Origin of the sequence: Solimonas marina (genome assembly GCF_012241385.1) — a bacterium.
Lineage (GTDB): Bacteria > Pseudomonadota > Gammaproteobacteria > Nevskiales > Nevskiaceae > Solimonas > Solimonas marina.
Genome location: NZ_JAAVXB010000001.1, coordinates 405,573 through 421,804 on the forward strand (window position 1 = coordinate 405,573; position 16,232 = coordinate 421,804).

At 65.2% G+C, this 16,232-nt stretch carries 11 protein-coding genes; 9 read left to right on the forward strand and 2 right to left on the reverse strand.

Going from position 1 to position 16,232, the window contains the following annotated elements; translation table 11 throughout:
* Window positions 1–107 precede the first annotated feature (107 nt).
* The 5 genes from icmF to G7Y82_RS21825 all read left to right on the forward strand — a co-directional run bounded on the left by icmF (window position 108) and on the right by G7Y82_RS21825 (window position 7,121).
* Window positions 108–3,389 carry a fused isobutyryl-CoA mutase/GTPase IcmF gene (gene icmF / locus G7Y82_RS01765; protein ID WP_168146269.1) on the forward strand — a complete coding sequence of 1,094 codons (3,282 nt, stop codon included), beginning with the start codon at window positions 108–110 and terminating at the stop codon, window positions 3,387–3,389.
* A gap of 232 nt (window positions 3,390–3,621) precedes the next feature.
* Entirely contained in the window at window positions 3,622–4,167 is a 546-nt protein-coding gene (locus G7Y82_RS01770; protein ID WP_168146270.1) for a nuclear transport factor 2 family protein, read from the forward strand.
* 39 nt (window positions 4,168–4,206) lie between these two features.
* The gene (locus G7Y82_RS01775; RefSeq protein WP_168146271.1) at window positions 4,207–5,208 is read left to right on the forward strand and encodes an enoyl-CoA hydratase/isomerase family protein; all 1,002 of its coding nucleotides are present in this window, start codon (window positions 4,207–4,209) and stop codon (window positions 5,206–5,208) included.
* A 72-nt stretch (window positions 5,209–5,280) separates the two neighbouring features.
* On the forward strand, window positions 5,281–6,426 hold the full coding sequence (locus G7Y82_RS01780; protein WP_168146272.1) for a GGDEF domain-containing protein: 1,146 nt from the start codon (window positions 5,281–5,283) through the stop codon (window positions 6,424–6,426).
* Window positions 6,427–6,542: 116 nt separating this feature from the next.
* A complete protein-coding gene (locus G7Y82_RS21825) occupies window positions 6,543–7,121 on the forward strand; it encodes an ACP phosphodiesterase (protein ID WP_168146273.1) in 579 nt (192 codons plus the stop codon).
* Between the two features lie 5 nt (window positions 7,122–7,126).
* Here the strand turns inward: G7Y82_RS21825 and G7Y82_RS01790 are convergent, their stop codons facing one another.
* On the reverse strand, window positions 7,127–10,717 hold the full coding sequence (locus tag G7Y82_RS01790; RefSeq protein ID WP_168146274.1) for a bifunctional diguanylate cyclase/phosphodiesterase: 3,591 nt from the start codon (window positions 10,715–10,717) through the stop codon (window positions 7,127–7,129).
* Between the two features lie 193 nt (window positions 10,718–10,910).
* Here G7Y82_RS01790 and G7Y82_RS01795 point away from each other — a divergent pair, with 193 nt between their 5' ends.
* Window positions 10,911–12,122, forward strand: a complete 1,212-nt coding sequence (locus tag G7Y82_RS01795; RefSeq protein WP_168146275.1) for an acyl-CoA dehydrogenase family protein — start codon at window positions 10,911–10,913, stop codon at window positions 12,120–12,122.
* Between the two features lie 160 nt (window positions 12,123–12,282).
* Entirely contained in the window at window positions 12,283–13,164 is an 882-nt protein-coding gene (locus G7Y82_RS01800; RefSeq protein WP_168146276.1) for an SDR family NAD(P)-dependent oxidoreductase, read from the forward strand.
* Window positions 13,165–13,718: 554 nt separating this feature from the next.
* On the opposite strand, the gene G7Y82_RS01805 is transcribed toward G7Y82_RS01800, so the two are convergent.
* Entirely contained in the window at window positions 13,719–14,711 is a 993-nt protein-coding gene (locus G7Y82_RS01805; RefSeq protein WP_168146277.1) for a sensor domain-containing diguanylate cyclase, read from the reverse strand.
* A gap of 162 nt (window positions 14,712–14,873) precedes the next feature.
* Here G7Y82_RS01805 and G7Y82_RS01810 point away from each other — a divergent pair, with 162 nt between their 5' ends.
* Together G7Y82_RS01810 and G7Y82_RS01815 are read left to right on the forward strand one after the other, a co-directional pair.
* The gene (locus tag G7Y82_RS01810; protein WP_168146278.1) at window positions 14,874–15,359 is read left to right on the forward strand and encodes a DUF2147 domain-containing protein; all 486 of its coding nucleotides are present in this window, start codon (window positions 14,874–14,876) and stop codon (window positions 15,357–15,359) included.
* Between the two features lie 202 nt (window positions 15,360–15,561).
* The gene (locus G7Y82_RS01815; RefSeq protein WP_168146279.1) at window positions 15,562–16,170 is read left to right on the forward strand and encodes an ATP-dependent Clp protease proteolytic subunit; all 609 of its coding nucleotides are present in this window, start codon (window positions 15,562–15,564) and stop codon (window positions 16,168–16,170) included.
* Window positions 16,171–16,232 lie beyond the last annotated feature (62 nt).

Sequence of the window (16,232 nt, forward strand, 5' to 3'; positions counted from 1 at the left end):
AAACGTCACGATCTTTTTCGGCATCGCTGCGATACCGGCCGGCTCCTAGAATCGTCAATCGTCCACGACTTAGGCTCCGCACAGGCTGCGGGCCGGGATCCGCCAGAATGAACGACCTCTCCGTTGCGCCGGCCAACAAGCCGTACAAGACCCAGCACAAGGTGCGCTTCGTCACCGCGACCTCGTTGTTCGACGGTCACGACGCGACGATCAACATCATGCGCCGCATCCTGCAGTCGACCGGCGCCGAAGTTATCCACCTCGGCCACAACCGCTCGGTTGGCGAGATCGTCAACGCCGCGCTGCAGGAAGATGCCCAGGGCCTGTGCATCACCTCGTATCAGGGCGGCCACAGCGAATTCTTTCGCTACATGATCGACCTGCTGCGCGCCAATGGCGGCGAGAACATCAAGGTCTACGGCGGCGGCGGCGGCGTCATCGTGCCGGCCGAGATCAAGGAGCTGATGGACTACGGCGTCACCCGCCTGTACTCGCCGGAAGACGGCGCGGTGATGGGCCTGCAGGGCATGATCAACGACGTGCTGCGGGGCTGCGACTACGACGTTGCCGCGCTGGCGCCAAGCGGCGGTGACGCGCTGGCGGCGTTGCGCAGCGGCGACCGCCGCGCTCTGGCGCGGGTCATTACCGCGATCGAGAACGACAGCTATCCGCAGGGCATCAAGGACGAACTGCGTCAGGCGGCCGCCGAGATCGGAACGCCGACGCTGGGCATCACCGGCACCGGCGGCGCCGGCAAATCGTCGTTGACCGACGAACTGGTGCTGCGGCTGCGCCTTGACCAGGGCGACGCGCTGCGCATCGCGATCGTGTCGATCGACCCGTCGCGCAAGCGCACCGGCGGTGCGCTGCTCGGCGACCGTATCCGCATGAACGCGATCGAGCCGTGGACCGAAGGCGAGGACATGGTCTACATGCGCTCGCTGGCGACGCGCGACACCGGCAGCGAACTGTCGGCGGCGCTGCCGGACGTGATCGCCGCGTGCAAACTGTCGGGCTTCGACCTGATCATCGTCGAAACCTCCGGCATCGGCCAGGGCGATGCGGCCATCGTGCCGTTCGTCGACACCTCGCTGTATGTGATGACGCCGGAGTTCGGCGCCGCCTCGCAGCTCGAGAAGATCGACATGCTCGACTTCGCCGACTTCGTCGCGATCAACAAGTTCGACCGCAAGGGCGCCTCGGACGCGCTGCGCGACGTGCGCAAGCAATACCAGCGCAATCGCGAGCTGTTCATGGTGCGCCCGGACGACATGCCGGTCTACGGCACGATGGCCTCGCGCTTCAACGACGACGGGGTCACCGCGCTGTACCAAGCGATCGCCAGCCGGCTGGCCTCGCAAGGCCTGAAGCTCACAGCCGGCGCCCTGCCGAAGGCAACGGTCAAGGCGTCGTCGGAAAGTCGTGCCATCGTGCCCGCCGATCGTGTGCGCTATCTGGCCGAGATTGCCGACACCGTCCGCGGCTACCACAAGGACATCGCGCGTCAGGCGCGCGCCGCGCGCGAGCGCCAGTCGCTGCGCACGGTCCGTGCGCTGTTCGAGGCCAGTGGCAAGCCGTTGAGCGGTTTCGACGAGATGATTTCGGCCAAGGACGGCGAGCTGACTTCGCAAGCGCGCGCGTTGCTCGAAAAGTGGCCGGCCGTGCAGCAACGCTATGCGCAGGACGAAGATGTCGTGAGAATTCGCGACAAGGAAATCCGCACCAAGCAGACCACCGAATCGCTGTCCGGCACCAAGGTCCGCAAGGTCTCGCTGCCACGCTTCGAGGATGACGGCGAGACGCTGCGCTTCCTGATGAAGGAAAACCTGCCGGGCTACTTCCCGTTCACGGCCGGCGTGTTTCCGTTCAAGCGCGAGGGTGAAGACCCGACACGCATGTTCGCCGGCGAAGGCGATGCGTTCCGCACCAACCGCCGTTTCAAGCACGTGTCCGAGGGCATGCCGGCGCACCGCCTGTCGACCGCGTTCGACTCGGTGACGCTGTACGGCGCCAACCCTGACCTGCGCCCCGACATCTACGGCAAGGTCGGCAACTCCGGCGTGTCGATCGCCACGCTCGACGACATGAAGGTGTTGTATTCGGGCTTCGATCTGTGCGCGCCGACGACGTCGGTATCGATGACCATCAACGGTCCGGCGCCGATGATCCTGGCAATGTTCATGAACACCGCGATCGACCAGCAGGTCGAGCAGTTCACCGCCAGCCAGGGCCGCGCACCGAATGCCGACGAGCACGCGGCACTGAAGGCCAAGGCGCTGTCGACCGTGCGTGGCACCGTGCAGGCCGACATCCTCAAGGAAGACCAGGGCCAGAACACCTGCATCTTCAGCACCGAGTTCGCGCTGAAGATGATGGGCGACATCCAGCAGTACTTCGTCGACCACCGCGTGCAGAACTTTTACTCGGTGTCGATTTCCGGCTATCACATCGCCGAGGCCGGCGCGAACCCGATCAGCCAGCTCGCCTTCACGCTCGCCAACGGCTTCACTTATGTCGAGTCGTATCTGGCGCGCGGCATGAAGATCGACGAGTTCGCGCCCAACCTGTCGTTCTTCTTCTCGAACGGCATGGACCCCGAGTACACCGTGATCGGCCGCGTCGCGCGGCGCATCTGGGCAGTGGCGATGCAGCAGCGCTACGGCGGCAACGAGCGCAGCCAGAAGCTCAAGTACCACGTGCAGACGTCGGGTCGCTCGCTGCATGCGCAGGAGATGAATTTCAACGACATCCGCACGACGCTGCAGGCGCTGCTGGCGATTCAGGACAACTGCAACTCGCTGCACACCAACGCCTACGACGAAGCCATCACCACGCCGACCGAGGAATCGGTACGCCGCGCGATGGCGATCCAGCTGATCATCAATCGCGAATTCGGCCTGTCCAAGAACGAAAATCCGCTGCAGGGCAGCTTCATCATCGACGAGCTGACCGACCTCGTCGAAGAAGCCGTGCTCAAGGAGTTCGAGGCCATCGCCTCGCGTGGCGGCGTGCTCGGTGCGATGGAAACCGGCTACCAGCGCGGCAAGATTCAGGAAGAGTCGCTGTACTACGAACACAAGAAGCACGACGGGTCGCTGCCGATCATCGGCGTCAACACCTTCCGCAACCCGAATGGCGACGACACGCTGCAGGAGATCGAGCTGGCGCGTTCGACGGAAGCCGAGAAACAGTCGCAGCTCGACCGCCTCAAGGACTTCCACTCCCGCAACGCCGACGCCACGCCGGCCATGCTGCAGCGCCTGCGCGACGCCGTGATCCACAACGACAATGTCTTCGAGGTGCTGATGGACGCGGTGCGCGTCTGCTCGCTCGGGCAGATTTCCCAGACGTTGTTCGAAGTCGGCGGACGCTACCGGCGCAACATGTAAGAGCGTCGCTCGGCATTGCCGGCAGCACCGAAAAGCCTTTAACCGCAGATGACGCAGATTGGCGCAGATCGCAGCGAAAGGCTGTTTCCTCGTCGTCTGTGTCGTCTGTGGTTGAAAGCGCTGCCGTGGCGAGGTCGGCGTTCCTGCGGCAAGTCCGGTTGCTTCATCCGTTCAGAGGTACGTAGCCGCCCCGCCGCGGTGCTAGCGTGCGCGCATCGACCGGAGGGGACCGATGCGCGAAGACCTCGAACGCCAGCTCGAAGTGCTGCTCGACAAGCAGGCCATCCATGAATTGGTCATGGCTTACTGCAATGCCGCCGACCGCCACGACTTCGACAAGATGCGTACGCTCTATCACGACGACGCGATCGACGAGCACGGCCAGTTCGCCAAGGGTCCGGCCAAGGAATTCCTCGACCGCCTGCCGCAGATCCAGACGCCGATGGCGGTGCTGCATCACAACGTGACGACGGTGAACCTCAAGCTCGACGGCGACCTCGCCGAGGGCGAGATCTATCTGATCGCGATGCACCAGGTCAAAAGCGGCACACAGCATTACGACGTGCTGATCGGCGGCCGCTACTTCGACAAGTACGAGAAGCGCGACGGCGTCTGGAAATTCAGCCACCGGGCCATCGTTGCCGACTGGGCTTATTCGGCCGACCCGAGCCGTATCGACCTCGATCACCCGTTTCTGGCCGGCGCGCACATCGGCCGGCCGGGCCCTGAAGACCCGTCCTACGGATTTTTCCGTCTCCTGCAGCGCGGCACACGCTGAAGGCTTGCCGACGTGGCGCGGTCACCGTAGCGTGCCGGCATGCCAAGCCCCGCCGAGCTTCTGAACTACGACACTGCTCTGGTGCTGGCGCGCCAGCACGAACGCACCGTTTATGGCCCGCTGGCGGCGCCGGCGTTGCTGCTGACACTGGACGGCGCACCGGCCTCGCCGGACCCGATCGTCGTCGACTGGCTGCGTACGTTACCGGCGCCTGTCATCGGGATCGGCGGTGCGGCCGATGCCTCGCTGGCCCTGGCCTGCGATTGCCACGTCGATGCGGCGGCGGCGGCGGCACCGCTGCTGGCGACGGCCACGCGCGCGCCGATCGCGGCAATGAGCTTCGTGCAGTTGCTACGCCTCCTGCCGTCGCTGTCGCTGAGCGACGCGCTGGTCGCCGAATCGCTGGCCTACGCAACGCTGCAGAACGGCCCGGAATTTCGCGCGTGGCGCGATGCGCATCCGCCGACACCACCGGCTGCCGGCGACCACGGCCCGGCGGTGATCGCCGAACGTGACGGCGAGCGGCTGATGCTGACCTTGAACCGGCCGTCCAACCGCAACGCGATGACAGTCGAAATGCGCGACGCGTTATGCGAAGCGCTGCAGCTGGCGGTCATCGACACCGACATCGCGCACATTGAAATCCGCGGTCGCGGCAAGTGCTTTTCGACCGGCGGTGATCTGCGCGAATTTGGCTCAGCACCGGATCCGGCGACGGCGCATCTGGTCCGCAGCCTGGCACTGCCGGGCCGGGTACTGGCGACGATCGCCACGCGCAGTACCGTGACCGTGCACGGTGCCTGCATCGGCTCGGGCATCGAATTTCCGGCGTTTGCCGGCCGCCTGATCGCGCGTGCCGATGCGTGGTTTCAACTGCCGGAGCTGAAGTTCGGCCTGATTCCCGGCGCCGGCGGCTGCGTCAGCATCAGCCGCCGCATCGGTCGCCAGCGCACCGCCTGGCTCGGCCTATGCGGCCAGCCGATCGGTAGTGAACAGGCGCTCGAATGGGGCCTGATCGACGCCCTCGCCGCTCAAGACTGACAGCGAAAATGCCGAAAACCCGTAAGCCGGCGTCGCCATCGCGGTCCGGCCTGAAAACTGCGGGTGGAGAACATGAATCAGCTGGAAGCCGTGGTCGGCGGGGCGACGATCCCAACGGCGGCACCCTCGAAAAGACGGCCGTGGCGCTTGCTCGGGCATATTGCCGCCAGCGTCAGCGTCGACGTCGTGCTGCTCGCTGCTTTTGCGCACGCCGGCATCGTCAGCGCCGTGGTCCCGGTGCTCTACGCCCTCGTCACCGGCTGCAGCATTCTGGTTTTCTATATCCTGCTGCGCAGCGACTGGTCGCAGCGCCGGCGTGATCCGGCACTGACACGATCGCAGCTGCTGGTTTCGTCGCTGACCGTCATGGGCTTTTCCCTGTATTGCGAGCCGTTGGCGTTCTACTTCCTGATGCTGCTGTTCATGGCGTTCTCATTCGCAGCGCTGCGGCTGCGGCTCAAACAGATGCTGACCAGCTTCGTGCTCGTCATGCTGGTCGGCACCATCGACCGCCTTTGGCTCGGCACGCATCTGGAAATCCCCGGCGCGACGCCGACCGAGCAGCTACTGGGCTGGCTGGCCTTCGCCTCCGTGCTGCTGCGCTGCTGCATGATCGGCTGGTACGGCAACCGACTGCGGCGCACCCTGCATCAGCGCAATCGCGAGCTGGCGGACGCCTCGCAGCAGATCCAGTATCTGGCCCTGCACGACAGTCTGACCGGCACGTTGCGACGAACGCCGGTCTGGAATCTGATCGAGCGGCAGTGCGGGCTGAACATCTTCAGCGTCGCGATGCTCGACCTCGATCACTTCAAGCAGATCAACGACCGCTACGGACACGCGATCGGTGACGACGTGTTGCGCCGCTTCGCCGAGACGGTACGCGACGTCATCCGCCCCGGCGACGTCGTCGGCCGATACGGGGGCGAGGAATTCCTGTTGCTGCTGCCCGGCGCCAACGCCGATGCCGCGCTGGCCATCACCGACCGCGTGCGCCGCGCCGTGGCCCGCCATGACTGGGCACGGCTCGCCGAAGGCCTGTGCGTGACCGTGTCCATCGGCATCGCCGGCGCGGCGCTCGGCGAAAGCGCGCGCAGCATGGTTGACAGAGCCGATCAGGCGCTGTACGCCGCCAAGCGTCACGGACGCAACCGTGTGCTGCTCTATCGCAGCCCGACACAATTCGAGGGCCCGGCAGGCGACAGCGTCGGCGAGTGACGCGCGACACCGCGTCCACGCACGACGGCATCCGGGGCTGCATACTGGGGACTGCATCAAGACCCGCTCCGTGCCATGCCGCCGTTCCTTCGCTTCACCACAGCCGCCAGACGCCGGTGAATTTTCTCGCGCATCTCTGGCTTGCCGAACGCCGCGGCGCATCGCTGGCCGGCAGCATTCTCGGCGACGTGATTCGCGGCGGCGATCTGTCCGCGTACCCGGCACCGATCGCGATCGCCGTGCGCCAACACCGGCGCATCGATGCGGCGACCGATCGGCACCCGGCGGTGGTCCACCTGCGCGGCGGCTATCCTGACGGGCAGCGTCGCTATGCCGGCATCGTTCTTGACCTTGCCTACGATCATGCGCTGGCCTTGGACTGGGGCCGCTACAGCGACGAGCCCTTGCCGGCATTCTGCACGCGCGCCGGCGCCGCGATCGCCGGCGCCGCACCGTGGTTCGAACAGGCCGGCGGGCGGCGCAGTTCCGCCCGCGGCTTCAGCGATCTGCTGCTGTCCTATGCTCAGGCCGAGGGCATCGATCGCGCCGTCCTGCGCACCGCATCGCGGCTGCGCCGGCCCGAACCCTTGCTCGATGCCGCACGAGACTGGCGGCAGCAACTACCGGCGCTGCGTCGCAGCCTGCCTGCCCTGCTCGACGATCTCGGCGCCATCGAGCTCGAAGACATCGCCTGAGCGCGTCAGATCTCTCTGGCGCGGCGCAGCTCGATGATCTTCGACGGCAGTTCGGACGCCGGCGCCGGCTTGCAGAAGTGATAGCCCTGCATCGTGAACGCGTTGGCGGGAGCCGCCTTGCCGATGAAATAGCCCTGCGCGGCGTCACAGGCCCGTTCACGCAAGTAGAGCAGCTGTGCTTCGGTTTCGACGCCTTCGGCGACAACGCGGATGTTGAGGCCATGCGCCATCGCGATGATGGCGCGTGCCACCGCGGCGTCGGCCGGATCTTCATAGATATCGCGCACGAAGCTGCGATCGATCTTCAGCAGGTCGATCGGGAAGCGCGTGATGTACGACAGGCTCGAGTAGCCAGTACCGAAGTCGTCGACGGCGATCGACAAGCCGAGCATGCGCAAGCTCTCCAGCGTCGTCGTCGTGTCGTCGGATTCGGCCATCAGCGCGCCTTCGGTGATTTCAAGCACCAACTGCGACGCCGGCAGACCGGACGCCAGCAGCGCCGCCTGCACGTTCGCCATCAGATCCTGGTGCGCAAACTGCTTCGGCGACAGATTGACCGCTACTGTCAGCGGCTGGCCAAGGCGCTTTTGCAGCTCGACGACCTCGTGGCACGCGGTACGCAAGGTCCAGTAGCCGATCGGCACGATCAGACCGGTCTCTTCGGCGACCGGCAGGAATTCGGCCGGCGAGATCAGCCCGCGCTCCGGATGCCGCCAGCGAATCAGGGCCTCGACGCCGGACACCTCACCGGTCGCCAGGCTGATCTGCGGCTCGTAGAACATCTCGAATTCTTCGCGCGCCAGTGCGCGGCGCAGCTCGGTTTCGATGATGATGCGGCCCTCGGCCTCGATCAGCATCTCGTGCGTGAACAGCCGATAGTTGGCGCGACCGCCAAGCTTGGCCTTGTACATCGCCGTGTCGGCGTTCTTCAGCAACGTCACCGGATCGGCACCGTCATTCGGATAGCGGCTGATGCCGACGCTGGCCGTGACGTGCAACTCATGCGCGCCCACCACAACCGGCTTGTTCATCGCCGCGATGACCGCCTGCGCGATGCGCGTGACGTCGCCGCCGTCGTCGAGGTCCGGTAGCAGAATCGAGAATTCGTCGCCGCCCATGCGCGCGATCGAGTCGCTTTCGCGCACGCAGTTGCGCAAGCGCGCCGCGACCGTCTGCAGAATCTGATCACCGACGTGATGGCCGAGCGAATCGTTGATGCGCTTGAAGTTGTCGAGATCGATCATCATCACGCCGACCTCGCTGCGCGTCCGTCGTGCGCGCGAGATGGCGACCGCCATACGGTCGTTGAGCAGCGAGCGGTTCGGCAGCTGCGTCAGCGCATCGTGATGCGCGAGATGGCGGATGTAGTCCTCGCGGCGGCGGCGCTCGGTGATGTCGTAGGCCATCGCCAGATAGCCGATGACGCTGCCGGCCGCGTCGCGACGCACCGTCACCGCCATTTCGACCGGCGCCAGCGAGCCATCCTTGCGCCGTGAAATCCACTCGTGTTCGTCGGTCAGACCGCGATCGGCGCGCACCTTCAGGGCCTGGAAGTCATTGGCAACCGGCGAGCCGAACTCCTTGCTCAGCGCGTCGGCGCGCTGCAGCAGGTCGGCGCCGTCGACCAGCTCATGCAGATGCAAGCGCCCGATCATTTCGTCGCGGCGATACCACCACAGCCGTTCGGCGGCCGGATTGACCGAGCTGATCAGGCCATCCGCGTCGGTCGCGACGATGCCGAAGGCCGCCGCATCGAGGATCGACTGACGGAAGCGGTTCGCTTCGGCAAGCGCCTCCTCGCCGGCGCGCCGCTCGCTGAGATCGCGCGCGACCTTGACGAAGCCGAGCAGGCGGCCGGACGGATCGCGCACCGCCGTCAGCACCAGACTGGCCCAGAACCGCGAGCCGTCCTTGCGCACCCGCCAGTGCTCGTCCTTGAAGCAACCGTCACGGCGCGCAACTTCCAGCGCCCGCGCCGGCCGTCCCGCGCGCTGGTCTTCCTCGGAGTAGAAGCAGGCGTAGTGGCGGCCGATAATTTCGTCGGTGCGATATCCCTTGATGCGCTCGGCACCCTCGTTCCAGGTCGCGACACAACCCTGCGGATCGAGCATGAAGATCGCGTAGTCGGCAACGCAGTCCACCATCAGGCGGAAGCGTTCCTCCGACTGGCGCAGCGCCGTTTCGGCGGCGCGGCGCTCGCTGATATCGGCGATCACGCCGACGTAGCGGCGCGCGCCGACCGCGTCAATCAGATTGATCGACAGCGACAACGGAAATTCTTCGCCGTTCGCGCGCTGGCCGACGACTTCGCGGCGCAAGCCAATGAAGCCGCTCGGCGTTTCCTTGAGCAGCCCAGAGACGTGCCCGTCGTGTGCGCCGCGATAGCGCTCCGGCATCAGCATCTTCACGTTGCGGCCGATCACGGTCTCGGACGGATAGCCAAAGATCAGCTCGGCGGCGCGATTGAAGGTCAGCACCATACCGCTGGTGTCGATCGTCAGAATCCCCTCGGCGCTACTGTCGACGATGGCGCGTTGATTGGCCTCGGTCTCGCGCAGAGCTGCCGTCATCTGCATCGCCATGGTCCGCGCCCGCTGCCGCCCCGTTGCGAGCAGAAACGTCACCATCGCAAGCAGCAAGCTGCCGGCGATGCCGCCGACCAGCGCCGCGATGCCGGCCCAGTCGTGCACGGCCGCGAAGCCCGGCGTCGCGGCAAACTCGAACTGCCAGCGGCGGCCATACGCATCGAGGCTCAGCGACTGATGCAGATCATTCGCGCTGTCCTCCGACATGTCGTCGAACAAGATGCCACCGGACGCGTCACGCACACGCACCCCTAGCCCGGCCGGTCGACCGGCGAGCACCGGATGCATGAAATCGCCCATGCGAAACGGCGCATAGACATAGCCGATCAGTGCCGAGCGCCGCGCCGCCGCGTCGTACAGCGAATAGCCGGCGCTGTAGACCGGGACATAGAGCAGCGTGCCGACCTGCGGGTGGCGGTCGTCCTCCTGCAACAACTGCACCGGCCCCGACAGCGCCGGATTGCCCGAGTCACGGGCCTGCATCATCGCCGCACGGCGAGTCGGCTCCGAATACATGTCGTAACCGAAGGCCCGCTGATTGCGGGCATTGAACGGCTCAATGAATTCGATTTCGGTGTAGTCGCTGCGCTCACCGAGCGGGAACACCCGAAAGTCCGGAAAGCCCTCGTCACGGATGGTCTTTTCGCGCGCCGGCAACTCCGACGGCGACACATGGCGCGCGAATGCGATGGCCTGAACGCCCGGATAGCTGCTCGCCACATCGAGGCTGTCGACATAGCGGCGCCAATCGTCGCGCGTGACTTCGGCCGACGCCGCAAACAGGCCCGCGCCGCCACGCAGGATCTGCTGGTAGGCCTGCAGGCGCACGCCAACCGCGGTGACGACACCGGCCGATTCATGTGCGAACTGGGATTCGCGCGTCGCCCCCGTCGTGTGCTCGACGTAGCGATAGACCACAACACTCAACAAGAGGCCGAGCGCCAATACCGCGAGCGCCGGCCACTGCACGAGCACGTTGAGCCGTCTCGACTGGATCTCCTGGGGGTTCACGGTCACATCTGGCGAAAGTCAGGGTGAGCACAGAATGCCCAGCCGCGCCGCCGACAGCCGCTTCGGCGCGATAGCCGGCATCTGCAGAGCGGATCAGCGGCTTCAACCCCTAACCAAATCGGACGAAGCCCGAGCTTGCGGGCCTGCCTACGATCACAGGCCTCCGCGACCCGTTCAGCGCTTTCTTAGAAATATGGCAGACATTCCCGGCATCGCCGACCGTCCCAGCGTCATGCAGGCATTCGCCGGCCTGACGACCGACGAGCTTGAAATCCTCGGCACTGCCGATCGCTTTGCACAGGCCGAGCTCTACCCGCTCGCGCAGCGCATGGACGACGAGGAATGGTGGCCGCAGGACATCTTTCCGAAGATTGGCGAGACCGGCTATTTCGGCGTCACCGCACCGGAAGCCTATGGCGGCAGCGGCCTCGGCGTATTCACGTCCGGCCTCATCCTGCAAGCGTTCTCGCGCTGGAACCACGCTCTGGGCCTGGCCTGGGTCGCGCACGAGAACCTTTGCATGAACAACATCCTGCGCAATGCCAACGAAGCGCAGAAGCAAAAGTATCTGCCGGGACTCAACCGCGGCACGCTGATCGGCGCGCTCGGCCTGACCGAACCGGGCGCCGGCTCCGATGCACTCGGCTCGATGCGCACCACGGCGCGCCGCGAAGGCGGCCATTACGTCCTCAACGGCCGCAAGATCTACATCACCAACGGCCCGGTCGCCGATGTCTTGCTGGTCTATGCCAAGACCGACAAGGACAAGGGCTCGCAAGGCATTTCCGCATTTATCGTCGAAAAGGACTTTCCGGGATTCTCGGTCGCGCAGAAACTGGTGAAGATGGGCTTTCGCGGCTCACAGACCGCTGAACTGGTGTTCGACGAGTGCCGCGTGCCGGTCGAGAATCTGGTCGGTGGCGAAGATCGCGGCGTGAAGATCGTCATGTCCGGCCTCGACCTCGAACGCGCGATGATCTCGCCGATCTGCCTCGGCATCGCCGAGCGCGCGTTGACGCTGTCGCTCGACTACGCACGCCAACGCAAGCAATTCGGCAAGCCGATTGCCGACTTCCAGATGGTGCAGTCGATGCTGGCCGAGATGTACGTCTGGGTCGAATCGATGCGCCTGTACACCTACCAGGTGCTGCGCGCCGCCGACGTCGTCGACGAGAACGAGGGCGGCCGCGGCGACATTCACAAACTGACGGCCGCTGGCGTGATGTACGTGGCCGAAACCATGAACAAGGTGCTCAATCACGCCATCCAGGTACACGGCGGCAGCGGCTACATCTGGGAGTCCGAGATCAACCGCCTGTACCGCTCGATCAAACTGCTCGAAATCGGCGCCGGCACGACCGAAGTGCGCAAGATGATCATTGCCGGCGAACTGCTGAAAAGCTGAGCAACAAGCATCCAACCACAGATTTCACAGATTGCACGGATTAATTCTCTATCCCCTGTGAATTGGAATATCGCGGCAAGAAATCGGCTTGCGCGCGATGTGGCGCGTTCCGCTTTCTTCTTTTTGTCTGTGAAATCTGTGCAATCTGTGGTTAACGAAGATGTCGACGACACCAGAGCAAGCTGAACAACAGAACACGCCCGAGGCGCTGTGGGCGGCGGAGACGGTGTATCGGCCGGATCTGTTCGCCGGCAAGGTGGCGCTGGTCTCCGGTGGCGGTAGCGGTATTGGCCGCGCCACGGCGCTGCTGTTTGCGCGGCTGGGCGCCAAGGTCGCGATCTGCGGGCGTACCGCCGAGAAGCTCGATGCCGTCGTCGAGTTCGCGCGCGCACGCGGCGCCGAGATGATCGCGGTGCCGACCAATGTCCGTGAACCCGAGCAGGTTGAGGCCTTGTTTGCGCGCATCGACGACACCTGGGGCCGGCTCGACTGCGTCGTCAACAATGCCGGCGGCCAGTATCCGCAGCAGGCGATCGACTATGCGCCCAAAGGTTGGGCGGCCGTGATCAATAACAATCTCAACGGCAGCTGGTACATGATGCAGCGCGCCGCGCAGTACTGGCGCGAACATCCACTGCCGACGGGTGTCAGCGCGTCGATCGTCAACGTCGTGGTCGTCACCGAACGCGGCATGCCGGGCGTGGCGCACACCGTCGCCGCGCGTGCCGGCATCATCGGCGCCTCACGCACCGTCGCCGTCGAATGGGCGCCGCTGGGCATTCGCGTCAACTGCGTTGCACCCGGCCTGACCGCCACCGAAGGTCTGTCGGTCTATCCCCCGGAAGCCGTCAGGGAATTCCCGCTCGCCAACCCGATGAAACGCCCAGGCACCGCCATGGAAATCGCCGAAGGCTGCATCTACCTGTCCGCATCCAGCGGTCGCTTCATCACGGGCGAAGTGCTGACGATCGACGGCGGCGGCAAGCTCTGGGGCGAACTCTGGACCGCCGGCCGGCCGGAGTACTACAAACTGCCGGGCTAGGTTCTCGCCGCTTCAAAAGCTTTTTAACCATGGATTACGCAGATTTCACAGATTGAGAATGTGGGGATAACAGCCCCGTTATCTGCGCAATCCGCGTCTTTCTTCATCGACGGCAAACGCGGCGGAATGTCGTTGGCGTGGCCCCCTGGGTTTGCTACCGGCCGTACGCAGGCCCCTCGATACATTTCGCTGCGCGAAACACTCGGGGCGAACGGCTATGAGTTTCATCGATCCTGACGCCGCAAACAGACCACCGGATCGGCACGCGCAACAGCACTGAGGTCGCGATGATCACGCGCGGTGGCCATGGCGAGAGAAGCAATCGTCGCGAGCAGGCCCGAGGCTGTGCCGAGAAGCGCAGCCGTACATCAGTACGGCGAGCATCGCAGGTGCAGGATCGGGCCGCGCCGTAGATTGATTCGCGGCGCGCCGCGTAAGGCGTGGAGTCGGCGTCGAGAGCAGGGCCGAGGTCGCGGCTTGCGCGCACAGTCGTACATGAGTACGGCGAGCACGCAAGGCGCGAGATCGGTACGCGCAGCAGCCGAGTCCGCGCCTTACTCGAACCAGGCGCGAACGGCGTTGCGTCCCTCGCGCTTGGCTTTGAACAGCGATGCGTCGGCCTGGCGCATCAATTCGCCGAAGTCACGCGTCAGCGGACGCAGCGCCGCGACGCCGCCGGTGACCTGCACGCCGACCATGCGCGCGCTCTCGGTCTGCACTCGCGCCTCGGAGACGCGCAGGCGCAGGCGCTGGGCGATTTCCATCGCCGGACCCTTGTCACAGCGCGGCAGCAGCACCGCGAACTCGTCGCCGCCGAGGCGGCCGACGGTGTCGATACGGCGCAGGCCTTCGGTCAGCGCCGACGCCACGGCCACCAACACGCGATCGCCAAGGTCGGCACCTTCGGTGTCGTTGAATTTGCGGAAGTGATCAACGTCGAACAGCACGACTGACAGGGGTTCGGCGAACCGACGGGCGCGCTCGAATTCCTGGCGGCCGATGTCGATGAAGTGCGTGCGATTGACCAGCTGCGTCAGCCCGTCGCGGGTAGCGCGCTCATAAAGCTCGCTCTGCCGCATCTTCTGTTCGGTGATGTCGTGAAAGACTTCGACAAAGCCGTGAATTTCGCCACCGCCGGTGCGCACGACATCCAGCGACGCATCGACGATGAACTGGCTGGCGTCGGGCCGTCGGCGTCGGGACTCACCGCGGAGGTGACCATGCGTGCGCGCGAAATCCAGCGCTTGCTGCGGCGTCGTGCCGCTGGCCGCCGGTGTCGGGGTCGCAACGTCGCTCGGGAACAGGTCGGCGTAGGGTCGGCCGACGATTTCGCGATCGCGCCAGCCGCAGAGGCGCGACGCGCCGCGGTTCCAGCTGGTGATCCGGCCATCGCGATCGATCATGCAGACGCCGAACGCGCTGATCGCATGGACGGCGTCTGCATAGCGCTGCGGATCGCGCGTCAGCAGCCGCTCGTACTCGCCGGCGCGGATCGCGGACGGATCGTCAGGGACAGCGGACGGCGGCGAATAATCCGGATCGATCATCCGCGGCATTCTAGAGACTGTATTGCGGGATGCGAGTAGGAAATCGACGCCCGCTGTGGCCAGCGTCGTGCGCGCTGCGCTGCAACAACGCGGAATTCAGAACGGATTCATCGCCACAGGCGATGCTGCACACAGCATAATTTCAATTTTTTGGAGGATGAAATGCGTACGCTGAAAGTCATACTCGCCGCAACCGCCGTCAGCACGGCCTGCTTCGTCGGCAATGTCTGGGCCGCGAACGACAGCCCGGTCGGCGTCTGGAAGACCATCGACGACTCGACCGGCAAGGCCAAGTCTTTGGTGCAGATCACCGATGAAGGCGGCACGCTGCACGGCAAGGTCATCAAAATTCTGCATCCGTCCCATCCGAACCCGACCTGCGACAAGTGCGATGGCGACAAGAAGGGCAAGCCCATCGAAGGCATGGAGATCATGTGGGGCGTGAAGAAGGACGGCAGCCAGTGGGACGGCGGCAAGATCCTCGACCCGGAGAAGGGCAAGACCTATGGCGTCAAGCTGTCGCTGGAAGACGGTGGCGACAAGCTCGACGTGCGTGGCTTCATCGGCTTTTCGCTGCTCGGCCGGACCCAGACCTGGGTGCGCGAGACCGATCCGGCGGCGACCAGCGACTCGACGACCAGCCCGTAAGTCCGCTGTCGTCGGCTTAAGATTGGCCAGGCGCCCGTTGCGACGGGCGCCTTTTTTACGCCTCTTGCACCGCCGGGCCGCCGCCCCAAGGTAGGGGCAACGGAGCGGCCGCGCCGGCACGGCGGCGGCCACCGAGAGTAGAATTCACCGACCCATACATTGACCCCAGGCGTGCGTGCGCGCGCCGACACCGGAAACCGACATGATCGACCGCGATTTCAGCACGGCGGAGAAGGAAACCGACGCCAAGGCCGCCGCCCCGAAGACGCCGGGACTCGACGAGCGCCTGTTCAAGGCGCGCACGATCCTGATCTACGGCGCGATCAATCAGAAGCTGGCCGAAACCTTCAGCGCGCGCCTGCTGGCGCTGGCCGCCGAGTCGGACGATCCGATCACGATCTACATCAACAGCCAGGGCGGCCACGTCGAATCCGGCGACACGATTCACGACATGATCAAGTTCGTGAAGCCGACGGTGCGCGTCATCGGCACCGGCTGGGTCGCCAGCGCCGGCGCCCTGATCTATTCGGCTGCCAAGCCGGAAAATCGCCTGTCGTTGCCGAACACCCGCTTCATGCTGCATCAGCCGTCCGGCGGCGCTGGCGGCACCGCGTCGGACATCGCGATCATGGCCAAGGAAATCGTGTTGATGCGCCTGCGCCTCAACGAGATCTTCGCGCGCGAAACCGGCCAGCCGCTCGAGCGCATTCAGCGCGACACCGAACGCGACTACTGGATGAGCGCGCAGCAAGCCAAGGAATACGGTCTGGTCGGCCGCATCATCAACAACGCGTCCGAGATCGACGGCTAAAGCGAAAAGCCAACGGCAGGAACCGCAGATTGCGCAGATAGGCGCAGAAAGCGCGGACGCCC